We start from the raw sequence: 23,690 nt of genomic DNA, 5'->3' as shown, positions 1-23,690 counted from the left end.
AACCGCGTCTATAAGTCAACCGTACCGAAATGTACGAAGTGTAAAAAAAGCCGCCCCGACCGTATCGGGGCAGCTTTTCGCTTGCTTACTCGCTCACATATTTCAGCGGGTTTTGCAGCGCACCATTTTTATATACTTCAAAGTGTAGATGGATGCCAGTTGAGTTTCCTGTCGACCCCATCACACCGATTTTCGAACCTTTTTTCACCACGTCACCAGGCTTCACCGAGATGGAGCTCAAGTGAGCGTACATCGTGCGCATGCCGTTGTTGTGATCAATGATAATCTTATTGCCATAGCCGCCGTTATCATAGCCGGCTTCCACGACCTTGCCGTTGTCAGCCGCTAAGATTGAGCGCTCACTCGGGCGCGCGATGTCGATCCCTTTATGAGCTCGGCCCCAGCGCTCGCCTTGGTGGCTTGAGATATAACCGCCAACTGCCGGCCATACCATCGAACCTGTGCCCTTCGACGGAATTTCCTTCGTTCCGATCTTCACGATCTTTTCGACCGGCTGCTTCACGACCTCTTTTATCAGCATATCTGCAGACTTCGTTTCGCCGTTCACAGATAGCGTCGTGTACGTGATGTCCTCTGCCCCAGCTTGTCCCTCTTGCACGATTTTCGTTGTGCCAAGCTCCATCGAGCCGTCTTTCTCTTCTTTTACGACGAAAGGAATGACTTTCTTCTCTCGCTTCAGCTCGTGCACGATCACATCTGTAAAAGGAACATGCTTCATAATCTTGATGCTTCTGCCTTCGCTCATGCGGTCAGACAGAAGAAGTTTCGGGTTGAGGCTCAAAATCTGATTCACCGACATCTTATGCTTTGCCGCAACGCGTTCAAGCGTGTCACCCGACTTCAATTTATAGTCAGAAACCTGCATCTTGCCGGTTTTTATTGTATTAAACGCACTTTCTGCTGACACGATCAAATCAGGCTGAACCTCCTGAATACTGATCGTGAGGTCCTTTGTAAACGTCACGTCTGTGATGACGCTCTCGCCAGCCTTTAGCTTTGGCTTGCCGCCATTTTCCTTTTTAGCCGCATTAATCTGCTCTAACTCTTCTTTAGATACATATTGAAGCTTTAATTTTTCAATAAGGTCCTTTGCTTCTTTTTCAGAAGACAAATAAGCGACCGTTTCATCGGCTGCATTCAAGCGGTACGCCTTAACAGCCACACTCAGTTCATTTTGCAGCGCATTGCGAACCTGTGCTTCGTCAAAAACCGGACGGAACACTCTTTCTGCTTCAAACGTGATATCCTGCTTGATTTTATAATCAAGATCTTGGCTGCTGCTCGATTTCTCCGCTTCAGCCAGAACTCTTTCTGTCTCTTTAGTGACCACGCTCTTATGGTGGACCGTACCAATTTCATTTCCGTCCACATAAACGTGATATATCGTCTTGATCAATTCGTTATCATCATGATGGGCTGACGCTTCTTTTGCACTGAAGCCAAGGATTGCTGCAGCACTGATGGCAAGCGAAAGCACTGCCTTATTATTCCATTTCAGCATACCTTTTTATTTCCCCCTAAAGCTCTATCTGTACATATGATTCTTAAGTCTCATAGTAAAAATAGGTACTATTTCACCTAGAGTAGCCTAACATATGGAAAGGAACCTTGTCAGAATATAGGGGAATTTGTAATGATAATGTAAATAATATGGAAATATTTTTTTAGAAAAAATATAAAAAAGCCTTGTGTACCAAGGCTTTTTCCCGTTTGTCAGCGTTTTCAGCTGTTAGAAATATTTCAAAATGTTACAGAACCATTCGTTCTCTTAATTCCTCTTTTTGCACCCAAACAACGAGCAGACTAGACGGAATGAGCAGCAAAACCTCCAGCAATCCGCCTCCCATCAGGTAAAAAATAATCGGATAAAGTCCGAACGACACGAGTCCTGCCGCAGTCAAACTGCGCTTGATCGCAAACAATAGCAGAAAAATGGCAGCCATGACGAGTGCCGCTTTATAATCGATGATCAAAATCCCTCCGATAAACGCCGCGACCCCTTTACCTCCATGAAATTTCAGCACCGCCGGCCAGCAATGACCGACGAGCACTGCTAAAAATCCGAGCAGCTGAAATGTGCTGCTTAAGTCCAGATATTCCGCCACCAAGACAGCGAGAGCCCCCTTAGCCGCATCTCCTCCAAGCGTCAGGACGAACCCCGCCTTGCCGAGCACACGCCCGGCGTTCCGTGCGCCAATATTTCCGCTTCCTTCTTTCCGCAGATCCACGCCCTTCAACAGCTTTGCCACTAAATATCCTGTCATTACATTTCCGATCAAATAACAAACCGCCAAATAAAGCGGACCTGCTATTTCAACAGCCATCCCCATCTTCCTTCCCCTAATACATTGGTGCTCTCATTATATTCGCACAACCGCAAATTAAATCCTTGTATTGTTCATCATTCCGCCACCTAAAATGTGATTATAATCACACGCTTACATCACGCGCCAATATACAATGAAGTCATCACAAACGCTTTTATAAAAAAGGAGAGATCATCATGCTTGATCAGCAGACGATTAACATCATTAAATCGACAGTTCCTGTATTAGAAAAGTACGGCAAAGATATTACAGCACAATTTTACAAAACATTGTTCAGCAAGCACCCTGAGCTTCTCAACATCTTCAACCACGCTAACCAAAAGCAAGGCCGCCAGCAGACGGCACTGGCAAACGCTGTGTATGCAGCCGCTGTTAACATTGAAAACCTAGGCGCGATCCTTCCTGTCGTCAAACAGATCGCCCACAAGCACCGCAGTCTAGGCGTTCTTCCTGAGCACTATCCGATCGTAGGAGAAAACCTCCTTCAGGCGATTAAAGACGTTCTTGGCGATGCAGCGACAGATGAAATCATCGGCGCATGGGGCAAAGCGTACGGCGTGATCGCAGACGTGTTTATCAGCGTCGAGCAGGATATGTATACCGAAGCAAAAGAACAGCACGGCGGCTGGGAAGGCTATCGCAATTTTGTAGTCGATCGTAAAGTAGAGGAAAGTGATGTGATCACGTCCTTCTACCTTCGCCCTGAAGACGGAAAGCCGCTCGCTTCCTTCAAGCCAGGCCAATACATCACAGTAAAACTGCAGCCAGAAGGCGATGCCTACACTCACCTGCGCCAGTACAGCCTGTCAGACGCTCCTGGCAAAGACTACTACCGCATCAGTGTAAAAAAAGAGTCCGGGTCAGGCGTCGATGGTGTCGTTTCGAACTACCTGCATAATGGGATTTTGGCAGGGGATGTACTGCCAGTAACTGCACCTGCTGGAGACTTTGTGCTTGAGATGGAAAGCGAACGCCCTGTCGTCTTGATCAGCGGAGGCGTTGGCCAGACACCGATGATCAGCATGCTAAACACAATCGCTGAGAAACAGCCAGAACGTGAAGTCACATTCATCCATGCCGCACTAAACAGCTCCACCCATGCGATGAGAGACCATGTTAACAGGATTGTGAGCGAGCATGATAGCTTTAAGTCATATGTCGCGTATTCTGAGCCAACGGAAGGCGACCGCGCTGCAGGAAACTTTGATAAAGACGGCTTTGTTGATAGCAAGTGGCTGAGCGGTGTGGTTGCAGACCGTGATAATGCCGATTTCTACTTCTGCGGACCAGTCCCGTTCATGAAAAACATCTACCAAACACTCAAAAGCTGGGGAATTCCAGCAGACCGCGTACACTACGAGTTCTTCGGCCCCGCTGGAGAGCTTGAGCAGGCAGAAGTGACAGCAGTAAATTAAGGTAAGAAAACATGGGGGTACGGTACATTTTCTCTTCAGCCGCGATGCAGCGGCTTACGCAGGAAATGGTACCGTACCCCCTCTTTATGTTTTGATCAGATGGCGGACACAGTCCGGCAGCCTTTACTCTATAAGCAATGATGCCTATTTATGGTTTGCAGGCAAAAATTGAAATTCACGGGTAAAATCTAGATTTTACGGGCAAATTTGATCCATTCTCGGTCAAAAATCAAAGTTTGCGGGCAAATCTCAAAAACATAGAAAAAAGACTGCCATGATGGCAGCCTTTGTTGATTGTTATATGAAAGGTTAAAGTAAAATGGTGGCTCGGGACGGAATCGAACCGCCGACACGAGGATTTTCAGTCCTCTGCTCTACCGACTGAGCTACCGAGCCATTTTGTAAATATTGATTTTAATAAGTCTACTAACAACCTATTAAAAATAAATGGCGGACCCGACCGGGGTCGAACCGGCGATCTCCTGCGTGACAGGCAGGCATGTTAACCACTACACCACGGATCCGCTATGAAAATATAAATGGTGACCCATACGGGATTCGAACCCGTGTTACCGCCGTGAAAGGGCGGTGTCTTAACCGCTTGACCAATGGGCCACTTTTATAAGAAAAAATGGTGAGCCATGAAGGACTCGAACCTTCGACCCTCTGATTAAAAGTCAGATGCTCTACCGACTGAGCTAATGGCTCGTGCTGTGAAATGTGTCCGTCGGTTCCCTGTCTCTTCCTCTACAAGAATTGACTGCGGGTGTATCCGTCGAGACAACTCGCCGTTCAATCACGATGTTTCGCTCGTGACTGAGCTAATGGCTTCATAAATAGTTATGTGTTGTTCTATGTGAGCGCCGTGTTTTTCACGACAAGTGTTACTTTACCATGTAAAAAAATCTTTGGCAATAGAGTTTTGAAACATTTTTTAAATAAAGTAATAGAATTTTAATTTTCAGCATGTAAAACTGTAAAGCTATCACAGTTTCAAACGATTTTATTTGCGGATCTGGAACATTTATTTGCAGATTCTGAGTTTTTATTTGCGAATCTTCACCCTTTATTTGCAGATTCCAAAATTTATTTGCACCACGAAATTATATTTATTTATCGACATGTTTATTTACAGCATTGCCTCGTTCTTTGCACCCTGCGCGCCATACCAAACACCACAAAAACAAAACCCCCGCACTCCCGCGGGGGCCAATTCATTCAAATTATGCTTATGCAAATACTCCACGAACCATGTTCGTCTGAGCGCGGTCTGGACCTACTGAGAAAATCGACAGCGGGATACCCGTTACTTGAGAGATGCGCTCCACATAGTGGCGTGCGTTCTCTGGAAGCTCAGAAAGCTCCTTCACACCTGTGATGTCTTCTGTCCAGCCTGGAAGCTCTTCAAACACCGGCTCACACTCAGCAAGCATCTTCAAGCTAGCCGGGAACTCACGGATGATCTCACCTTTGTACTTGTAAGCCACACAGATCTTCAGCGTCTCAATTCCAGTCAATACGTCGATTGAGTTCAATGAAAGATCTGTAATCCCTGAAACGCGGCGAGCGTGTCCGACAACAACAGCGTCAAACCAGCCGACACGGCGCGGACGGCCTGTTGTTGTACCGTATTCGCGGCCGATTTCACGGATCTGGTTACCGATCTCATCGTGAAGCTCAGTCGGGAACGGTCCATCGCCGACACGAGTAGTATAAGCTTTGGATACGCCGACAACGTGGTTGATTTTAGAAGGACCGACACCAGAACCGATCGTCACTCCGCCCGCGATCGGGTTGGAAGATGTAACGAACGGATACGTACCTTGGTCGATATCGAGCATAACGCCCTGTGCGCCTTCAAACAATACGCGCCTTCCATCGTCAAGAGCGTCGTTAAGTACAACTGAAGTATCGACAACATACTTGGCGATCTGCTGGCCGTACTCGTAGTACTCGTCAAGAATCTGCTCTTTTGTGAAGCCTTCAGCCTCATAAATGCGCTCGAACACACGGTTCTTCTCTGCAAGGTTGCGCTCTAATTTTTCCTCAAACACTTCGCGGTCAAGAAGGTCAGCGATTCGGATCCCGACACGCGCTGCTTTATCCATGTACGCAGGGCCGATACCCTTTTTCGTCGTACCGATCTTGTTCGCACCCTTTGACTCTTCTTCTAAAATATCAAGCTGCAAGTGGTATGGCAGGATAACGTGCGCGCGGTTAGAGATGCGCAGGTTATCTGTGCTTACACCTTCTCCGTGAAGATAAGCAAGCTCTTCTACTAGCGCTTTCGGGTCAACGACCATTCCGTTTCCGATCACGCAAACTTTATCGCTGTAAAAAATCCCTGATGGAATTAAGTGAAGCTTATATTTTTTTCCCTCGAACACGATCGTGTGGCCGGCGTTGTTTCCACCCTGGTAACGGGCTACAACTTCCGCTTTTTCAGAAAGGTAATCGGTAATCTTTCCTTTACCTTCGTCTCCCCACTGTGTTCCTACTACAACTACTGATGACATGGCCTAGCACCTCCATGAGTATCCTCTGCTGCTTTAATAGCATTAAGTATCAAAAAACCATGCTAAGTGTAGCAAGTAAAAAAAGAAAAGTCAACCTAAAGCCGAACAATATAACACAACCTTAATAATTCGTTCGGAAAAACAACCTACATATATTATCCGTTGTAACGAATTTATGTATAAAGATCTTTTTTGGGGTCCGGTACCTTTCGTCCTCATCCAGCATAAACCCTGGTGTTTTGACGAAAGGTACCGGACCCCCGACCACCAAGGAGGGCAACATGAGTTTAATTCAGGACATCATAGAAGCGTATCTAGACAATCATTATGACCATTCTTATTATTTTGATACGCACGAGAAATCTATCTATATGGAGATGGATGAGGCTTTGACTGGCGAATCCGGAATTGACTGGGACGATGAAGCTAATGAACGCCGCTACCTGCCAATCCCTAAAGTACTTAGCAACGAAGTTTACGGATGGATGCTCGAGTTTGAGATGCAGCAGACTCACAGTAAGCTGCTGCGTGCGCTGAACAGCCGCAAGCCTTTCCGTGAATTTAAAGAAACAGCCGAACAGCTTGGTTTATTGGAAAAATGGTATGAATATGAAAACGAACGCGCATTAAAAAGAATCCGCCGCTGGGCAGATGAGATGAACATCCTTGAAGAACTTGAAAAGGCAGCCTGATAAGAAATCAGGCTGCCTTTTTCTATGCACCGGGCGGAATGGAGCTTTCCTCATGATGCCGGTCTAAGTTAACGAACTTGTTGTATTCTTTTACGAACGCCAGTTCAACCGTACCGGTCGGGCCGTTACGCTGCTTAGCGATAATAATTTCAATAATGTTCTTCGCTTCTGATTCTTTGTCATAATAATCGTCACGGTACAAGAACGCGACGATATCGGCATCCTGCTCGATCGATCCCGATTCACGAATATCAGACATCATCGGACGCTTGTCCTGACGTTGTTCTACGCCACGGGAAAGCTGTGACAGTGCGATAACTGGAACTTGGAGTTCACGAGCGAGCGCTTTTAATGAACGGGAGATCTCGGATACTTCCTGCTGACGGTTCTCGCCTGACTTCCCGCTTCCCATAATGAGCTGCAAGTAGTCAATCAAGATCATGCCAAGTCCTTTTTCCTGCTTCAGACGGCGGCATTTGGCGCGGATATCATTGATACGGACACCCGGCGTGTCATCGATATAAATGCCGGCGGCAGACAAACTTCCCATCGCCATCGTCAGCTTCTGCCAGTCTTCCGGCAGCAGGCTTCCGGTACGGAGCCTTTGCGCGTCAATGTTTCCTTCCGCACAAAGCATACGCATAACAAGCTGCTCGGCACCCATCTCAAGCGAGAAGATCGCGATGTTCTCGTCCGTCTTTGTTGCTACGTTCTGCGCGATGTTCAGCGCGAACGCCGTCTTACCAACGGAAGGACGTGCGGCCACGATGATCAAGTCGTTTCGCTGGAAGCCAGCCGTCATCCGGTCAAGATCGTTAAATCCAGTCGGTACGCCTGTGATGTCGCCTTTTCGGTTGTTGAGAGCTTCGATGTTGTCATACGCCTGCACAAGAACGTCTTTAATAACGGTAAAAGCGCTCGTATTCTTGCGGTTCGCTACCTCAAGAATCGTCTTCTCCGCCTCATTAAGGATCGCTTCAACTTCCTCTTCACGGGCATAGCTGTTCGCTGCTATATCAGTTGCTGCGCGGATCAGACGGCGCAGCAAGGACTTTTCTTCTACTATCTTGCTGTAATATTCTATGTTGGCGGCAGTCGGTGAACTGTTCGCCAATTCGCTTAAATAGGAAACGCCGCCTATGTCTTCGAGCTGCTTACGGTCGTACAGCTCAGCCGTTACAGTTACCAGGTCGACCGGCTCTCCTTTACCGGCCAAGTCGAGCATCACGCGATAAATACTCTGGTGTGTCGCACGGTAAAAGTCATCAGGAAGCAGTATTTCCGATGCGGTGATGAGAGACTCTGGCTCAAGGAAAATAGCCCCGAGTACAGCCTGCTCAGCCTCTATATTCTGCGGCGGTATACGGTCTGCAAACAAATCGCTCAATTCCCTGTCCTCCTCCTCTTTCTATCTATCTATTTTTGAGTGTATAGTGTAAGTTTTAGCCGAGAAGCAATACTGCCCCTAGCTTATCTATTTTATCATAACCCGATCACATTCGCTCGGTGTTTGAATGGAAAGTGCTGGATATCTATGGGGGTACGGTACCATTTAAAATAAATCCTGTAATAGAGCCACAATATCGCAAATGGTACCGTACCCCCAACCCCGACCCCGACCGCTCTCAACAAAAAAGACAAACCGCTAAAAATCCCGGTTTGTCTTTTCCCATCTTATTACCCTTCTACAACATGAACCTTGATCGTTCCTGTCACTTCTGAGTGGAGCTTCACCGGCACGTTTGTGTGGCCGAGTGCTTTAATTGGATCGTTCAGTTCGATCTTGCGCTTGTCGATCGTGACGCCTGCTTTTTTCAGGCTTTCCGCAATCTGTTTGCTTGTCACGGAACCGAAAACGCGGCCGCCTTCTCCTGCTTTTGTCTTGACCGTAACTGTCATCTCAGCGAGCTTCTCTTTCAGCTGCTCCGCTTCTTCCTTCATCGCCTGAGCTTTTTTCTCTTCGCTCTTTTTCTGGCCTTCTACGGATGCTACTGCGCTTTTATTCGCTTCAGTCGCGAGCTTGTTCGGCAGCAGGTAGTTGCGTGCATAGCCTTCTGATACGTTCTTGATCTCGCCTTTTTTGCCTTTTCCTTTTACATCCTGAAGAAAAACTACTTTCATTCTTCTTCTCCCCCTTCAAAGTACTCGTCAATCACCGCCTGTAAGCGGGATTTTGCTTCTTCTATTGTAGCATGTTCAATCTGGCATGCGGCATTTGTTAGATGTCCGCCGCCCTCAAGCTTCTCCATGATCATCTGTACGTTAATATCGCCGAGCGATCTCGCGCTGATCCCGATCTTGCCGTCGAGACGGTTGCAGATTACAAACGAAGCTGAGACGTTGTTCATCGCCAGCAGAATATCAGCCGCCTGCGCGATTACCACCTGGTTGTACGCTTCATCAGACGGCCCTGTCGCGACCACAATACCTTTTTTATACATCTCCGCGCTCTCGATCAGCTTCGAACGGCGGTTGTACGTTTCCAGATCTTCTTTTAAAAAACGCTGTACAAGAATCGTATCCGCTCCGTGCGCTCTTAAGTAGGATGCCGCGTCAAACGTCCTGGAGCCGGTCCTGAGCGTGAAACTCTTCGTATCCACGATAATCCCTGCCAGAAGCGCTGTCGCTTCGAGCATGCGCATTTTCAGGCGCTTCGGCTGGTATTCCAGCAGCTCAGTAACAAGCTCGGCTGTAGAAGACGCATACGGCTCCATATAAACGAGCACTGGATCGGCGATAAATTCCTCGCCGCGTCGGTGATGGTCAATAACAACCACATGATCCAATTTGTTCAGCAGCCGCTCTTCAATGACCATCGACGGCTTGTGCGTGTCAACCACCACAAGCAGCGTCTCCGGCGAACTGAGCTCGAGCGCCTCTTCTGGCGAGATAAAGTATTTCCATACAGATTCTGTTTCTTTAATCTCTTCCATCAGACGCAGCACCCCTGTATCGAGGTCTGCCTGGTCAAGGACGACATAGCCTTCTTTTCCGTTCACCTGTGCCACTTTTAAAATACCGATCGCCGAGCCTATAGCATCCATGTCAGGATTTTTATGACCCATGATGATCACCTTATCAGAATCGGCGACAAGCTCGCTCAACGCATGCGAGATGACGCGGGCACGCACTCTTGTGCGCTTTTCAACAGGGTTCGTTTTCCCGCCGTAAAAACGGACTTTTCCAGTCGTCTGCTTGATCGCCACCTGGTCGCCGCCGCGGCCGAGCGCAAGGTCAAGACTGGACTGTGACAGCTGTCCGAGCTCTGGCAGGTTGTTCGTTCCTGCCGCGACCCCGATACTGAGCGTGAGCGCGACGTTTTCCTTTGCCGTCGACTCTCTCACTTCATCCAGCACGCTGAATTTATTTTTCTCAAGTTCGTTCAATGTCCTCTGATTAAAAACAGCTAAAAAACGTTCTGCTGACGTGCGCTTCAAGTAGATGCCGTGCTGGTTCGCCCAGCCGTTCAGCACTTTTGTCACCTTAGAGTTGATGTTGGACCTGAACTGATCGTCGAGACCCTGGGTCACTTCTTCATAGTTATCGAGGAAAATGATGCCCATAACGGTCTGTTCCTCGTCATAAAGACGTTCGATCTCCAGCTGTTCCGTCACATCAAAGAAATAAAGCAGCCGCTCATCTTTTTTAAAACTCACATGATACTTACGCGTGTTGATGCTGATGATTTCTTCCTTCGCTTCTCCTTTTATTAAAGGAATCAGCTCTTCTGAAGCATGGTTGATCGAATGCCCGATATAAGACTCTTCTTCTATTAAAGCGGCCATATAAGGATTCGCCCACTCAATCTTGTAATTCTCATCATAGAGCAGGATCCCGATCGGCATCTCCATGAGCGCTTCTTCTCCTACCTTTTTAATGCGGTAAGAAAGCGTGGAAATATAATCGCCGAGCTCCTCCTGAAAGGCAGCTTCAGCCTTCATATTAAAATAAAAAATGATTCCGAGAGCGGCAAATCCGGCAAGTCCTGCCGCCCATTGATAATATGTGAGGATGCTGACAAGCAGCACCGATAACACAAACAAGGCTATCACAGGATAACCATGCCACCGTTTCAATAAAAACTTTGGCATAATGTCAGCTCCTACTGTTTTGGTTTCAACCTGTTTTTCGCGTTAAATCCTACATCAATTATACCCAAGAATTTAACGACTTCCATAAGAATCGGCAGTATGCCTGACGATAAAATGACAACAGCAGTGATAAGAACAGGGATTGCTTTCGGCTTTTTCTTCACCCATGCCCAGTAAAACACGAATGTCAGCCCTTGAATAACGAACACGATTGAAAGAAGCGAATATAAGTTCACTGTTATCATATGCATCGTGGTTCCTTTTTCAGGATCCGTAAAAACAAGCACGATCGCCGCAAGATAATACCAGATAAACGCCCGTGGAAAATTCCATTCACGGAAAGGAGGGAGTTTTTTCATTTCAACTCCCTGTTTTTTCAGGACAACGCGTGCGATCAGGAACGTGATAAAAGCAAGTACGATCGCCACGATGATCATCGTCGAAGGCAGCAGTGACGGCAGCAAGTCCACCTGCTCTTGTATGAGCTGTGCCTGCTGATTGGCGCCGCCTGTCTGACTCTCCAGCTTTCCTGCCTCCTCCAGCACCTCAGAGACTCCTTTTTGCGCCTCAGCGACAGGATTAATCTTCAATACTAGCTTCGTATAAAGAAGCAGCAGCAGGAAGTTGAGCAAGTTTGCGAGCGCCCCGCCAAGCCATACACCAAAAGCTGGCTTCTGACGCCTGAAAAGCTCACCCATAACGATACCCGCTAAGCCAGGCAGCAAAGCAAACCAGACCGCCTGGAATCCTCCTGCGGCTATCGAAAGAATCACAGCGGCCGCACTGAACGCCGCTCCCCCTCTAAATCCGTGCTTTGCCTGCATCACCACAAACGGTACAGGCAGAGCCATATATAAAAGAACGCCCATGCCCGGCAGAAAAACCGAGACTGCCAGCATCGCAAAATAAGCAATAAACAAAAATAACCCGTCACGAACCAACCTGGACATACAACACCTCTTCCGCATTCTACATTACATTGTAGACGCTACCCCCGCAAATTTTCAACTATTCCACTATTCCCATCATTGACCTTATGCAAAGTGTTCAAACCATTGGAAGCCGAACAAGGTCGGGGATAAGATCGGGGGTACGGTACGATGAGGCAGCAGCCGCTGCGGGCGTTGGCTTTTTTCGATGTGGTACCGTACCCCCCTTTAATTTATATGGATTTGCAGGGATTTCGAGAAGGCTGTAACCGCAAATTTGCTGCTTTCGTCCGTAAATTTATATTTTCACCCGAGAATCCCCGCTTTTTGCCCGCAATTCCAAAAAAATGCCCGCAAAACGTCTTTCAGCAGCTTTTCAAAACTATCATCAAAGCCCTTCCCCCCGCCAAACCAACCAAAAAACAGAGCCAAAAAGCCCGCACAATGCGTCTTTTCTGCTCTGTTACTAATTTCGCTGTTTTATTAATTCATAAACCGCATTTAACCTTTTGAAATAAGCCCTGAACCCGCTGAAGCATGCTCAATACGATAAATACCGCCATCACCGCTCTGCTCCAGTTCTGCAAACACCCAGTTTCCAGGTATAGTTTCCCGCACTCCTTGATACTTTTCAGCCGGAATCACCACTCGATCCAGATGCGTTTCCGAAATGGTAAAATCCTTCCCTTCTTCAAGTCCAAGCCTCGCAATCAAGAAGTTCTGCAGCCCTCGAATGGAAAGAAACTTAAACTCGTAGCCCTGCAAAATGGCGTTCTCGCAAATCTCCATATTTTCTGAGCCATATTCAAAAATGAAATCTATGCTTTCTTCACTGATACCCGTTTCCTGAAACGCAGGACGATTTTTATACCGGACTGCATCTGCAAGCACAGCACCAGCAAGTCCTTTAGCCGCCGCGCGTTCAAGAATGAGTCCGGCAGGCATCGGCAATTTTACTTTGCTCATACTTCCATCCCCCTTATCTCATTCTGTATTCGAACAGCAGAGACCGTTATCCTTCTTTTCGCACGTAACACTTAAAGCTTCGTATCCAGAGGCTTCAGTTTTGCTTCAATCTCGCTGCGCTGCGGTTCCAAAAACGGCGGAAGCGCAAGCGACTCGCCTAGATGCTGGAACTCTTCATCTGTATCAAAGCCCGGACCATCTGTCGCCAGCTCGAAAAGAATGCCGTTCGGCTCCCTGAAATAAAGCGAGCGGAAATAAAAGCGGTCCACAAAGCCGGAGTTCGGGATACGCTCCAGCTGAACTTTATTGATCCACTGCCGCATCTCCTCTTCATTCTCTACACGAAAAGCAACGTGGTGCACGCCGCCGCGGCCTAGCCGTTCACGCGGCAGATCGTTGCGCTCTTCAATGTGCACCTCTGAACCAGACCCGCCTTTTCCTGTCTCGTATACGTGAACATCTGGCTGTCCTGCTGCTGAAGAGGCATATTGCCCTTTCATGCGGTAGCCCATAACACGGGTAAGCACCTCTTCTGTCAGACGGCGGTCAGGAACAGTCAGATGAACGGGTCCTAGTCCAGTAATCGCGTATTGTAAAGGTACCGGACCCCGGTCCCAAGGCTTCCCTGACTCAACCCCGCTGTCGTTCTCATCGGAGACAAGAATCAGCCTCTGCCCTTCTGGATCGCGGAAAGGCAGCACCTTTCTCCCCGCTTTCTCCGTGATGGTTTCATGTGGAACATTCAACTCTTCAAAGCGCTTTGTCCAATAAACGAGCGCTTCATCATTTGGCACACGAAGAGAAATCGCAGAAATACTGTTATTGCCGTCATGATTGCGGCCGGCCATCGGGATCTCGAAGAATGTCAGCTCAGTGCCTGGATTTCCTTTTTCATCACCATAAAAAAGGTGATAAACAGACGTGTCGTCCTGGTTGACGGTCTTTTTGATCAAACGCAGACCAAGCACCTTACTATAAAAATCATAATTGTTTTGAGCATTTGCAGTCATGGCAGATACGTGGTGAATTCCCTTAAGCTCCATCGTATACCTCCTAAGTTTAGTTACTTACTTATAGTAAACAACTTTCCCTATAAATCAAGAGGATTGCCTCGGTAAAGCTTCGGGGGTACGGTACCCCCGAAGCAAATCCCTTCATATATAAGGCTTCTGCAGTTCAGCGTACCGGACCCCCAGCATTTTCACCAACAAAAAAACCACAGCCATAAAGACTGTGGTTTTTGAACGGTCTATTCCGTTACGTATGGCAATAATGCCATGAAACGAGAGCGTTTGATTGCGCGTGTTAGTTGACGCTGATATTTAGCAGAAGTTCCTGTCACACGACGAGGAAGAATCTTTCCGCGCTCAGATACGAAACGCTTTAAAAGATCAGTGTCTTTGTAGTCGATGTAAGTGATTTTGTTTACAGTGAAGAAACAAACCTTACGACGCTTTTGGCGTCCACCGCGACGTCCAGCCATGGTGCATACCTCCTTTATTGTTTTTTTATCTATTATCGCTCAATTGTTTACGTATTAAAATGGCAGATCGTCATCAGAAATGTCGATCGGAGTGCCGTCATTCGCAAACGGGTCATCTTTGAAGTTATTGCGGTTGGCATTCTGCTGCTGTTGTTGCTGCTGTCCGCCATATCCGTTGTCACTTCCGAAGCTACGGTTCTGATTAGGCTGCTGCCCATATCCGCGATCATTGTTCGATGGTCCTCCGAAGTTGTTTGCTGTCTGAGGCTGATATTGGCCTTGACCGGCATTCGCATTTCGAGGTTCAAGGAACTGAACACTCTCCGCCATTACTTCGGTAACATACACTCGCTGACCCTGATTGTTGTCGTATGAACGGGTTTGCATCCGTCCATCCACTCCCGCAAGCGAACCCTTTTTCAAGTAGTTAGCCACGTTTTCAGCTGGTTTGCGCCACACGACACAGTTAATGAAATCTGCCTCTTTTTCACCTTGCTGGTTAGAAAAAGGACGATTCACTGCGAGCGTGAAGTTGGCTACAGCCACGCCGTTTGGAGTATATTTTAATTCTGGGTCTTTCGTTAAACGTCCCACCAGTACTACACGATTTAGCATCAGAACCACTCTCCTAAAGGATTATCTTTCGTCTACAATCGTCATGAAACGAAGAACATCTTCGTTGATCTTCATAAGACGGTCGAACTCGTTAATCGCTTCAACTGGAGAATTAACTTCCAATAGAGTGTAATACCCGTCGCGGAAGTCATTGATTTCATAAGCAAGACGCTTCTTGCCGATTTCTTTTTCGTTCGCGATCTCCGCACCGTTATCTGTTAGGATAGTCTTTGCACGCTCGCGCGTAGCTTTAAGCGTATCCTCTTCAACATTCGGACGGACGATGTACATGATTTCGTACTTTTTCATTCCGTTCACCTCCTTTTGGTCTTAGCGGCCCAAGCTCGATGCTCAGGCAAGGAGCAAATCATCAAATCAAATATCGACAATTACTCACAATATAGAATTATAACAAAGTCTCCTCTGAAAGACAAGGGTAGCTTTCAGAATTAGTCAATCCCTAGTCGGGGTACGGTACCCCAAATGGACACATCACCCTTTCTGTCCATACGGAGGAGACAGCATACCCAGCCGTCCGCTCTCACTCAATAGAAAAAACCGCCCCAAGACACGTAAATGTCCTGCGGCGGCTTAACCAAATCATCTTATACGTTAAAGCGGAAATGTACGACATCTCCGTCTTTCATCTCATACTCTTTTCCTTCGAGGCGTACTTTCCCACGTTCCTTCGCTACCGCCATCGTACCGGCATCGACAAGGTCGTCGTACGCAACGACTTCAGCACGGATAAAGCCGCGCTCGAAGTCAGTGTGGATGATTCCAGCACACTGAGGAGCCTTCATGCCTTTGCGGAACGTCCATGCGCGGACTTCCTGAACGCCTGCAGTGAAGTAAGTCGCAAGTCCAAGCAATGAATAAGAAGCGCGGATCAGCTTATCAAGACCTGCTTCTTCAATTCCAAGCTCAGCCAAGAAAGCTTTCTTCTCTTCGCCGTCAAGCTCAGCAATCTCTTCCTCAACACGCGCGCAGATCACGATAACCTCTGCGTTCTCTCTGGCTGCATACTCACGCACTGATTCAACGTGTTCGTTCGTGCCTTCCAGCAAATCGTCCTCGCTCACGTTTGCCACGTAAAGGATCGGCTTCATAGTCAAAAGGTGAAGACCATAAACGATTTTCTTCTCTTCAGGCGAGAGCTCCACGCTGCGCGCTGGAAGCTCCTGCAGGAGTGCTTCTTTAATCTGCTGAAGAACCGGAAGCTCAGCCATTGCTTCTTTGTCTTTAGATTTTGCCAGCTTTTCAATACGCTGGATGCGCTTATCCACTGTTTCCATATCAGCGAAGATCAGCTCAAGGTTAATAACCTCGATATCTTCTACCGGATTCACTTGGCCGTGAACGTGCGTGATGTTTTCATCTTCAAAACAGCGTACAACCTGAAGGATCGCGTCTGTCTGGCGGATATGAGACAAGAATTTGTTACCTAGTCCTTCCCCAGTGCTCGCTCCTTTTACGATTCCAGCGATGTCTGTGAATTCAAACGTTGTCGGAACTGTCTTTTTCGGCTGAACAAGCTCAGTCAGCTTCTGCAGACGGTGATCAGGAACCTCTACAATTCCCACGTTCGGTTCAATCGTACAGAAAGGATAGTTGGCAGATTCCGCTCCTGCCTGTGTGATCGCGTTAAAAAGCGTCGATTTGCCGACGTTCGGCAGTCCGACAATACCAGTTGTTAGAGCCATGTTTTTCACTCCTCATTTATATAAAAACGCATTGATGATACAAATCAATAAACATCCTTCACAATTATAGGTTTTCTTTTCCTAAAAAACAAGAACTCGCTTCGTTCACTTGCACATAAAAAAGGACTGCCGGCAACGAAGCCTCACAGTCCTTTTCATCATTATCCTCTTCTAAAAGCTGCTCACAAGCCATATAAAGTGTTTCACGTGAAACAACGGTGAATTTTTCTGCGTCATATAGGACAAGCATCTTCCGCCTCATCAAATCCAACCAAATCCGGCATCATCTTCGGGCTGTCTTTTTATTGCTCCTCTTTAGCTGTCAGCACTTTTTTCACTTTTTTAGCAAACTCGGCTCTCGGCAGCATCACACTATGCTGGCAGCCCATGCATTTGATCCGGATATCCGCACCCATGCGGATGATTTTCCAGCGGTTCGTACCGCACGGATGCACCTTTTTCATTTCGACTTCATCGTTCAGCTCAAAAACTTTCTGCTGCATGTGTTTCCCCCCTATGGCTTTTTAGCATCAGCAGCTGGGTTTTGATCTTTAGAGATCGTAACCATTCTCGGATATGGAATCTCGATGCCTTCTTTATCAAACTCTGCTTTGATTGATTTTCTCAGCTCTCTCGCAATTTTAAAATGCGTCATCGGCATCACTTCTGCCGTCACCCTCATCACAACCTCGGATGCACCGAGCATATGGACGCCAAGAACCTCCGGCGGTTTTACCATCTCAGGGAAATCTGCTTCTCTTTCTCTGACTACTCGCTCGATTATTTTTTGTGCCTTCTCAATGTTTTCTTCATACGCGATGCTCACATCGACAACGGCGATGCTGTTATGCACCGAAAAGTTCGTCACTTCCAATATAGAAGAGTTCGGCAGGATGTGCAGTTCTCCTGTCCAGCTTTTCACTTTTGTCGTACGCAGACCGATTTCTTCAACATGCCCTTCAAAACTTCCGATGCGGACAAAATCTCCTACAGAAAACTGGTTCTCAAAGATGATGAAAAACCCGGTGATGATATCTTTCACAAGACTTTGTGCGCCAAAACCGATCGCCAGGCCGACGACTCCGGCACCGGCTAGCAATGCTTTTATATCCACAAATTCGCTCAATACCGTTAGCAGCGCCATAAAATAGATTACATAAGATATGACATTATCGAGCAGCCGCATAAGAGTTGCTTCACGCCGCTCCGAAAGAAGCTTCAGCGGACTTTTAACACGCAGCTTAAACGCATTGGCGACGGCAGCTTTTAAAAGGTGCTTTACGATCACAGCACCTATTATAATGCCAAGAATCTTCAATCCTTTCACGGTGAATGCCATCCAAACCGCGCTGTCGGTCAAGTATTTAAAGGCTTCTTCGGCCATTTTAGCAAAACCTAATACCTCCATAAAAATAACCTCCATTATCCACTATAAAGAATTTCTTTTGTACAGTTTATCATCTCTGCCTGCTGCGTAAACATCACTCTGTTAACAAATAAGGGCAAGCGGGTATATTACCTTAACTGTACTATGAAAATATATATCAGCATGTATAGGAAACACTTTCCTTCCGTATACTGATAGTACCATCTAAAAGGAGAGGATAATCATGTTCCTCAGACGGAAACTTGGACTGAGCAAACCGCTGCAATACAAGACCCATCATGAAGAAAAGGACGCATCCTTTTCAGTTACGGAACAAATCCTTTCCCTGCTGCCTGAAATCCCTCAGACGGTCGTCGTAGTGTGCATAGGCACGGACCGTTCCACTGGAGATGCTCTTGGGCCGCTGATCGGATCTAAACTAAAAGCAAAAGACTCTTTCCCGTTTTTTGTATACGGGACATTGGATGAACCTGTACATGCGGTCAACCTTGAAGAAAAGCTCGCTTTTATAAAAAAAGAACATCCTGGCGCTTTTGTCATCGGAATCGATGCATGCCTTGGACGACTCAACCATGTAGGAATGATTTCCCTTGGCGAAGGTCCTGTTAAGCCTGGTGCTGGTGTAAATAAGCAGCTTCCGCCCGTTGGCGATATACATATTACAGGCATCGTGAACGTCAGCGGATTCATGGAATACTTTGTCCTTCAAAATACACGCTTGAGCATTGTCATGAGAATGGCTGACCTTATCTCAGATTCTCTTCATATGGCGTGTCTGAGGAAAAAAATCCAGCTCCGCGCAATCTCGCCGACAATCTCTGCTTCAGACGGCGATATTTTTAAAATCCAATAAAGAAATGCCGCGAGCAAAACTTGCGGCATTTTTTTTATTGAAGGCTGTTCGTAAGCTCTGTTTCTATGTGAGATTACAGGGAAGAAGTTGATCTCCGTTTCAGGCGCACGCTTTCCGCGGGGCGGGCGGTGAGCCCTCTTGCCGCTTTGCGCCTTAAGAGGTCTCACCTGTCCCACTGATCCCGCTGGAGTCGGCGCCTTACACTCCGATCAACTTTATCAGTGATGAATTCAAGAAGATTAAGCATTTCTCCGCTGAATTTTATAGTAAAATAAACCTTCCAAAGCAACAGTTTCCTTATTAAATAAACGGCACTGCAGCTGTTATCTCACTCCAATAGTACACAATTGCTGCAATTGCAACGGTAAAAAGAAGCCCCGGAAGCAGGTTCGCTACTCGGATTTTTGTTAGGCCCAGCACGTTTAATCCGATTGCGAGAATCATGATGCCGCCTGTCCCTGTAATCTCCACGATCATCGCATCCATCAATTTTTCCGGTACAAACCGGTCAATCTGAGTCGCGAAAAGGGTAATAATTCCTTGATACAGCATAACGGGTATCGCTGAAAACATGACGCCTATTCCGAGTGCAGACGTAAAGAGCATCGCGCAAAACCCATCGATTAACGCCTTCGTATATAGCACCGCATGATCCTGCCGAAGACCGCTGTCCAGCGCACCGACAATTGACATCGCACCGACCACAAATACAAGAGTTGCTGTCACAAAGCCCTGTGCTACAGTTCCCTGCTCTTTCGCGCCAAGACGGCCTTCAAGCCATTTTCCGACACGGCCGAGCTTGTCCTCTAAATCGATCTTCTCCCCTACTGCTCCGCCAAGCGCCAGACTCGCGATAACGATGAGAAACTGTTCACTTTTAAGCCCCATACCGATCCCAAGCACTGCAACTGCAAGACCCATTGCTTGCATGACCGTTGTTTTCGTCTTTTCCGGAATGCTCGTCCAAAAAAGACCTAAAAAACTTCCAACTATGATCGCCAAACCATTCACTAACGTTCCGAGTAATGACATCGCTCTGCTCTCCTGATTGTATGTAATTTGATTTTAATATAAAATTCTCCCAATCTTTTGCCCCACTGCGCCGATTTTCCACATTTTTAAACGCTGTGTAAAAAGAAAAACCACCCGGCGGATGGTTTACTGCTTGTCGAGAAGCTCTAAAATACGCTCAAGGTCATCTTCTGAGAAAAACTCGATCTCGATCTTTCCTTTGCGCTTCATTTTCTTGATGCTCACTGACGTACCGAGCATGTCCCTCAGATTCGATTCTCTTTCTCGAAGATAAACGCTGAGTACCGGTTTTTTCTTCTTTGTTCCACGTGAAACATTCTGGTTGATGTCCTGTATCAGCTTTTCGAGCTGGCGGACGTTCAGCTGCTCCGTCACTGTTTTCTCGATGACGTCCTGCATTCTCGTTTTCTTTTTCAGACCGAGCAGTGCACGGCCGTGCCCCATAGAGATCGTACCTTCGCTGATCAGTTTCAGCACTGGATCAGGAAGCTGCAGCAGCCTCAAATGATTCGTGATATGCGGGCGGCTTTTGCCGAGACGCAATGCCAACTCCTCTTGTGTGAGCTTCAGATGCTCGATCAGTTTTTGGTAAGCCTGTGCCTCTTCTACCGGGTTCAGGTCCTCGCGCTGCAGGTTTTCAATGAGTGCGATCTCCATCATTTCCTGTTCGCTTAAGTCTCTGACGATTGCAGGCATTACTTTAAGGCCAGCTTCCTTGGCAGCGCGGAAACGACGCTCTCCCATCACGATTTCATAGCCTTTTATGCTTTTGCGCAGCACAATTGGCTGAAGAATGCCGTGCTGTTCGATCGATTCTTTCAGTTCAGCGATAGCTGCCACATCAAAAACTTTTCTCGGCTGGTACGGATTGGGGCGTATATCTTTCATTTTGATTTCTTTTACTGCTTCTTCCGCAGGTGCATCAGCCGGCGGAAAAAAGACACCTAGTCCTTTACCTAACCCTTTCGCCACTGCCGATCACTTCCTTCGCTAATTCTAAATACACTTCCGCTCCCCTGGACTTCGGATCGTAAATGATAATAGGCTTGCCGTGGCTCGGTGCTTCCGACAGGCGGATATTTCTCGGGATAATCGATTTGTACACCTTATCCTGAAAATACTTTTTCACTTCTTCAATGACTTGGATGCCAAGGTTCGTACGGGCATCGAGCATTGTAAGAAGTACGCCGTCTATCATCAGTTCTGTGTTCAGATGCTTCTGAACAAGCCTTACCGTGTTGAGAAGCTGGCTCAGCCCTTCAAGCGCATAGTACTCGCACTGCACTGGGATAAGCACTGAGTGCGCAGCCGTCAATGAATTGATGGTCAACAGGCCGAGAGAAGGAGGACAATCAATTATGATGTAATCATATCGATGGCTGACGCTGTCGAGTGCTCTCTTAAGCCTGACTTCACGGGAAATCGTCGGGACGAGTTCAATTTCTGCTCCAGCGAGCTGGATCGTGGAAGGGAGAATATGCAGCCCTTCAACAAGGGTTTCCACAATTACTTCATTGATGTCAGCATCTTCTACTAAAATATTGTAAATGCACTGATCGATGTCGCCTTTTTCAACGCCTACTCCGCTCGTTGCGTTACCTTGCGGATCAATGTCTACAAGGAGCACTTTTTTCCCGAAATAAGCAAGGCATGCACCCAGATTGACAGAAGTTGTTGTCTTTCCGACCCCGCCCTTCTGGTTCGCGATCGCTATGATTCTCGCCATGATGTCACCTACCTCTTTTCTTCAAACTATTACCTCTATTCTATCAGAAAGAGAAAAAAATAACTTACTTAAAATGATGAAAAAATAAAAGAATTTCACACCCTCAAAAAGAAAGAAAGAATAATGCCCGTCATGTTTCATTAAACGTAATAAAACCGCTCAAGCACTGTCTAAAAAAGAACAAAAAACCGCCCGTGAGAACGGACGGCGTCTGCTTACTTCTTCGGTATTTTTATCGTGAACTGATAAAAGTCTTCGTGCTCTTCTTCTTCGGTATTGATCGAAAGTCCGCTCTGCAGCACCATATCGACAGACTGTCTGACCGTATTGATAGCCAGACGCATGTCTTTGCTGAATGATTTTCGGCGGGCGACAGGCTTTTTCGCCTCAAGTTCGCCTTCGATCATCTTCTTGATACGCTCTTCTGTCTGCTTAACGTTCAAATTCTTCTCCAGAATTTCCGCTAAAACCTGCTCCTGCTTTGCCGGATCCTTGAGGATGATCAGTGCTCTCGCATGGCGCTCAGAAATTGCTTTTGCAAGCAAAGCGTCCTGAATTGTCTGCGGCAGCTTTAATAGGCGCAGCTTGTTGGCGATCGTTGACTGCCCTTTGCCAAGCTGCTGAGCGAGTCCTTCCTGCGTGAGTCCGTGGATTTCCAGAAGGCGGGCATAAGCCATCGCTTCCTCGATCGCCGTCAGCTCCTCACGCTGAAGATTTTCAATCAGTGCGACAGATGCCGTCTGAGAATCATCCATATCCTTAACGATGGCAGGAACGGTTTCCCATCCGAGCTTTTGTGACGCTCTCCAGCGCCGCTCCCCTGCGATCAGTTCATAGCGGTCTCCACCGATCGGACGGACAACGATCGGCTGGATCATACCATGAGCGCTGATCGTCTGAGACAATTCTTCTATTCGTTCATCTATAAAAACCGTTCTTGGCTGAAAACGGTTTGGGACAATGCTTCTGACTGGAATCTGCAAAACTTCTTCATTGTCGTTTTTCTCAGGCGTCTCCAGAGTCTGCTGCTGGTTCTTTTCGCCGATGCCGAATAACCTAGAAAAAGAATGCTTCATGCGAATACACCACCTTATGTGATCTGCATTACTATTTCGCTGCTGTCTGGCTTAACTCCTGCCAGCCTAGAAAATCTTTACAAAACCGGTTTGACGGTTCCTATGTAACGGCATGTTTCACGTGAAACACGCCTGAAAAAATTACTCTAGCGGCGACTTGTTCGGTGTTCCCGGTTTTCTTGGATACTTTTTCGGTGTAGTGCTCTCTTTTTTGATCGTTACGATATACCGTTCGCTCTCTTCAAGCGGGAGTGTAAAGGCATGAAGGTCCTCTACTTTTCCGCCAAGAGTCTTCAGCGCTTTTTCACCGTTTTTCAATTCCTCTGGCAGCGCAGAGCCTTTCATAGCCAGAAAGTGTCCACCTTTTCGTGCAAGCGGCAGGCATAGCTCACTTAGAACAGAGAGACGGGCTACAGCACGTGCTGTCACGAGGTCGAAGCTTTCGCGTATCTCCGCTTTTTGGCCAAACGTTTCGGCACGGTCATGATAAAAATGACTGTCTTCGAGCTCCAGCTCGGAAGCCAGATGCTCCAAGAATGAGATTCTTTTGTTCAGCGAATCCACAATCGACAGCTTTAGGTGCGGAAAGCAGATTTTGATAGGGATAGAAGGAAATCCTGCCCCTGCTCCTACATCGCAGATCGACAGCGGCTTCGTAAAATCAAAATAAAATGCCGCAGAAATCGAGTCGAAAAAGTGTTTCAAATATACTTCTTCTTTATCTGTAATCGCCGTCAGGTTCATCTTTTCGTTCCATTCGACGAGCGTTTCATAATAGATCTGAAACTGCTCCATCTGGCGGTCAGACAGCCCGATTCCTCTTTCAGCTAGTTTTTCTTTAAATAATGCTGTGTTCAT

25 protein-coding genes and 4 tRNA genes are annotated in these 23,690 nt (G+C 47.2%); 4 read left to right on the top strand and 25 right to left on the bottom strand.

Going from position 1 to position 23,690, the window contains the following annotated elements; all coding sequences use genetic code 11:
• Positions 1 to 85: 85 nt before the first annotated feature.
• Together CGZ90_RS21215 and CGZ90_RS10705 are read right to left on the bottom strand one after the other, a co-directional pair.
• A complete protein-coding gene (locus CGZ90_RS21215; protein WP_094252504.1) occupies positions 86 to 1,522 on the bottom strand; it encodes a peptidoglycan DD-metalloendopeptidase family protein in 1,437 nt (478 codons plus the stop codon).
• Between the two features lie 247 nt (positions 1,523 to 1,769).
• A complete protein-coding gene (locus CGZ90_RS10705) occupies positions 1,770 to 2,345 on the bottom strand; it encodes a glycerol-3-phosphate acyltransferase (protein WP_165766833.1) in 576 nt (191 codons plus the stop codon).
• 179 nt (positions 2,346 to 2,524) lie between these two features.
• Here CGZ90_RS10705 and hmpA point away from each other — a divergent pair, with 179 nt between their 5' ends.
• Positions 2,525 to 3,763 (top strand): NO-inducible flavohemoprotein, encoded by a 1,239-nt coding sequence (gene hmpA, locus CGZ90_RS10700; RefSeq protein ID WP_094252502.1) that lies wholly within the window; start codon positions 2,525 to 2,527, stop codon positions 3,761 to 3,763.
• 320 nt (positions 3,764 to 4,083) lie between these two features.
• Here hmpA and CGZ90_RS10695 read toward each other — a convergent pair.
• The 5 genes from CGZ90_RS10695 to CGZ90_RS10675 all read right to left on the bottom strand — a co-directional run bounded on the left by CGZ90_RS10695 (position 4,084) and on the right by CGZ90_RS10675 (position 6,279).
• Positions 4,084 to 4,159 (bottom strand) — tRNA-Phe (locus CGZ90_RS10695).
• Positions 4,160 to 4,211: 52 nt separating this feature from the next.
• Positions 4,212 to 4,287: transfer RNA gene (locus tag CGZ90_RS10690), tRNA-Asp, on the bottom strand.
• 16 nt (positions 4,288 to 4,303) lie between these two features.
• Positions 4,304 to 4,378 (bottom strand) — tRNA-Glu (locus tag CGZ90_RS10685).
• A 17-nt stretch (positions 4,379 to 4,395) separates the two neighbouring features.
• A tRNA-Lys gene (locus CGZ90_RS10680) sits at positions 4,396 to 4,471 on the bottom strand.
• A gap of 521 nt (positions 4,472 to 4,992) precedes the next feature.
• Positions 4,993 to 6,279: an adenylosuccinate synthase gene (locus CGZ90_RS10675; RefSeq protein WP_094252501.1), complete on the bottom strand. Its 1,287-nt coding sequence runs from the start codon at positions 6,277 to 6,279 to the stop codon at positions 4,993 to 4,995.
• 281 nt (positions 6,280 to 6,560) lie between these two features.
• Here CGZ90_RS10675 and CGZ90_RS10670 point away from each other — a divergent pair, with 281 nt between their 5' ends.
• Complete coding sequence (locus CGZ90_RS10670) at positions 6,561 to 6,971, top strand: UPF0158 family protein (RefSeq protein ID WP_094252500.1); 411 nt, start codon at positions 6,561 to 6,563, stop codon at positions 6,969 to 6,971.
• A 22-nt stretch (positions 6,972 to 6,993) separates the two neighbouring features.
• Here CGZ90_RS10670 and dnaB read toward each other — a convergent pair whose 3' ends face one another.
• From dnaB to CGZ90_RS10650, 4 genes are all read right to left on the bottom strand, one after another.
• Positions 6,994 to 8,358 carry a replicative DNA helicase gene (gene dnaB, locus CGZ90_RS10665; RefSeq protein ID WP_094252499.1) on the bottom strand — a complete coding sequence of 455 codons (1,365 nt, stop codon included), beginning with the start codon at positions 8,356 to 8,358 and terminating at the stop codon, positions 6,994 to 6,996.
• 290 nt (positions 8,359 to 8,648) lie between these two features.
• Entirely contained in the window at positions 8,649 to 9,092 is a 444-nt protein-coding gene (rplI, locus tag CGZ90_RS10660; protein WP_094252498.1) for a 50S ribosomal protein L9, read from the bottom strand.
• The gene (locus CGZ90_RS10655; protein WP_094252497.1) at positions 9,089 to 11,062 is read right to left on the bottom strand and encodes a DHH family phosphoesterase; all 1,974 of its coding nucleotides are present in this window, start codon (positions 11,060 to 11,062) and stop codon (positions 9,089 to 9,091) included. Before CGZ90_RS10655 ends, rplI begins: the two co-directional genes overlap by 4 nt.
• Before the next feature lie 11 nt (positions 11,063 to 11,073).
• Positions 11,074 to 12,012 (bottom strand): YybS family protein, encoded by a 939-nt coding sequence (locus CGZ90_RS10650; RefSeq protein ID WP_165766832.1) that lies wholly within the window; start codon positions 12,010 to 12,012, stop codon positions 11,074 to 11,076.
• A gap of 150 nt (positions 12,013 to 12,162) precedes the next feature.
• Here CGZ90_RS10650 and CGZ90_RS10645 point away from each other — a divergent pair, with 150 nt between their 5' ends.
• Positions 12,163 to 12,504, top strand: a complete 342-nt coding sequence (locus tag CGZ90_RS10645; protein ID WP_094252495.1) for a hypothetical protein — start codon at positions 12,163 to 12,165, stop codon at positions 12,502 to 12,504.
• Here CGZ90_RS10645 and CGZ90_RS10640 read toward each other — a convergent pair.
• The 9 genes from CGZ90_RS10640 to CGZ90_RS10600 form a co-directional block, all read right to left on the bottom strand.
• Positions 12,493 to 12,957 (bottom strand): hypothetical protein, encoded by a 465-nt coding sequence (locus tag CGZ90_RS10640; RefSeq protein ID WP_094252494.1) that lies wholly within the window; start codon positions 12,955 to 12,957, stop codon positions 12,493 to 12,495. The two genes, CGZ90_RS10645 and CGZ90_RS10640, sit on opposite strands and share 12 nt — an antisense overlap.
• A gap of 71 nt (positions 12,958 to 13,028) precedes the next feature.
• Positions 13,029 to 14,000, bottom strand: coding sequence for a ring-cleaving dioxygenase (locus CGZ90_RS10635; RefSeq protein WP_094252493.1), 972 nt, complete (start codon positions 13,998 to 14,000; stop codon positions 13,029 to 13,031).
• Positions 14,001 to 14,206: 206 nt separating this feature from the next.
• On the bottom strand, positions 14,207 to 14,440 hold the full coding sequence (gene rpsR, locus CGZ90_RS10630) for a 30S ribosomal protein S18 (protein ID WP_094252492.1): 234 nt from the start codon (positions 14,438 to 14,440) through the stop codon (positions 14,207 to 14,209).
• Positions 14,441 to 14,494: 54 nt separating this feature from the next.
• Positions 14,495 to 15,055, bottom strand: coding sequence for a single-stranded DNA-binding protein (gene ssb / locus CGZ90_RS10625; protein ID WP_094252491.1), 561 nt, complete (start codon positions 15,053 to 15,055; stop codon positions 14,495 to 14,497).
• A gap of 21 nt (positions 15,056 to 15,076) precedes the next feature.
• Entirely contained in the window at positions 15,077 to 15,364 is a 288-nt protein-coding gene (gene rpsF, locus CGZ90_RS10620) for a 30S ribosomal protein S6 (RefSeq protein ID WP_094252490.1), read from the bottom strand.
• A 296-nt stretch (positions 15,365 to 15,660) separates the two neighbouring features.
• Positions 15,661 to 16,758, bottom strand: a complete 1,098-nt coding sequence (gene ychF, locus CGZ90_RS10615) for a redox-regulated ATPase YchF (RefSeq protein ID WP_094252489.1) — start codon at positions 16,756 to 16,758, stop codon at positions 15,661 to 15,663.
• Positions 16,759 to 16,822: 64 nt separating this feature from the next.
• Complete coding sequence (locus tag CGZ90_RS10610) at positions 16,823 to 17,008, bottom strand: hypothetical protein (RefSeq protein WP_094252488.1); 186 nt, start codon at positions 17,006 to 17,008, stop codon at positions 16,823 to 16,825.
• 52 nt (positions 17,009 to 17,060) lie between these two features.
• Positions 17,061 to 17,261, bottom strand: a complete 201-nt coding sequence (locus CGZ90_RS10605; protein ID WP_094252487.1) for a DUF951 domain-containing protein — start codon at positions 17,259 to 17,261, stop codon at positions 17,061 to 17,063.
• Between the two features lie 11 nt (positions 17,262 to 17,272).
• On the bottom strand, positions 17,273 to 18,166 hold the full coding sequence (locus CGZ90_RS10600; protein WP_094252486.1) for a mechanosensitive ion channel family protein: 894 nt from the start codon (positions 18,164 to 18,166) through the stop codon (positions 17,273 to 17,275).
• A gap of 202 nt (positions 18,167 to 18,368) precedes the next feature.
• On the opposite strand from CGZ90_RS10600, the gene yyaC reads away from it, so the two are divergent.
• Positions 18,369 to 18,998 (top strand): spore protease YyaC, encoded by a 630-nt coding sequence (gene yyaC, locus CGZ90_RS10595; RefSeq protein ID WP_094252485.1) that lies wholly within the window; start codon positions 18,369 to 18,371, stop codon positions 18,996 to 18,998.
• 300 nt (positions 18,999 to 19,298) lie between these two features.
• Here the strand turns inward: yyaC and CGZ90_RS10590 are convergent, their stop codons facing one another.
• The 5 genes from CGZ90_RS10590 to rsmG form a co-directional block, all read right to left on the bottom strand.
• On the bottom strand, positions 19,299 to 20,030 hold the full coding sequence (locus tag CGZ90_RS10590; RefSeq protein WP_094252484.1) for a DUF554 domain-containing protein: 732 nt from the start codon (positions 20,028 to 20,030) through the stop codon (positions 19,299 to 19,301).
• Positions 20,031 to 20,156: 126 nt separating this feature from the next.
• Positions 20,157 to 21,002, bottom strand: coding sequence for a ParB/RepB/Spo0J family partition protein (locus tag CGZ90_RS10585; RefSeq protein WP_094252483.1), 846 nt, complete (start codon positions 21,000 to 21,002; stop codon positions 20,157 to 20,159).
• The gene (locus CGZ90_RS10580) at positions 20,983 to 21,756 is read right to left on the bottom strand and encodes a ParA family protein (RefSeq protein WP_094252482.1); all 774 of its coding nucleotides are present in this window, start codon (positions 21,754 to 21,756) and stop codon (positions 20,983 to 20,985) included. Before CGZ90_RS10580 ends, CGZ90_RS10585 begins: the two co-directional genes overlap by 20 nt.
• A gap of 215 nt (positions 21,757 to 21,971) precedes the next feature.
• Positions 21,972 to 22,832, bottom strand: a complete 861-nt coding sequence (gene noc, locus CGZ90_RS10575) for a nucleoid occlusion protein (protein ID WP_094252481.1) — start codon at positions 22,830 to 22,832, stop codon at positions 21,972 to 21,974.
• Positions 22,833 to 22,973: 141 nt separating this feature from the next.
• Positions 22,974 to 23,690 (bottom strand): 16S rRNA (guanine(527)-N(7))-methyltransferase RsmG, encoded by a 717-nt coding sequence (rsmG, locus tag CGZ90_RS10570; protein ID WP_094252480.1) that lies wholly within the window; start codon positions 23,688 to 23,690, stop codon positions 22,974 to 22,976.

It is taken from the genome of Fictibacillus aquaticus (genome assembly GCF_002245695.1).
GTDB classification, from domain to species: Bacteria; Bacillota; Bacilli; order Bacillales; family Fictibacillaceae; genus Fictibacillus; species Fictibacillus aquaticus.
This window is presented reverse-complemented; position numbering and strand designations above follow the sequence as displayed.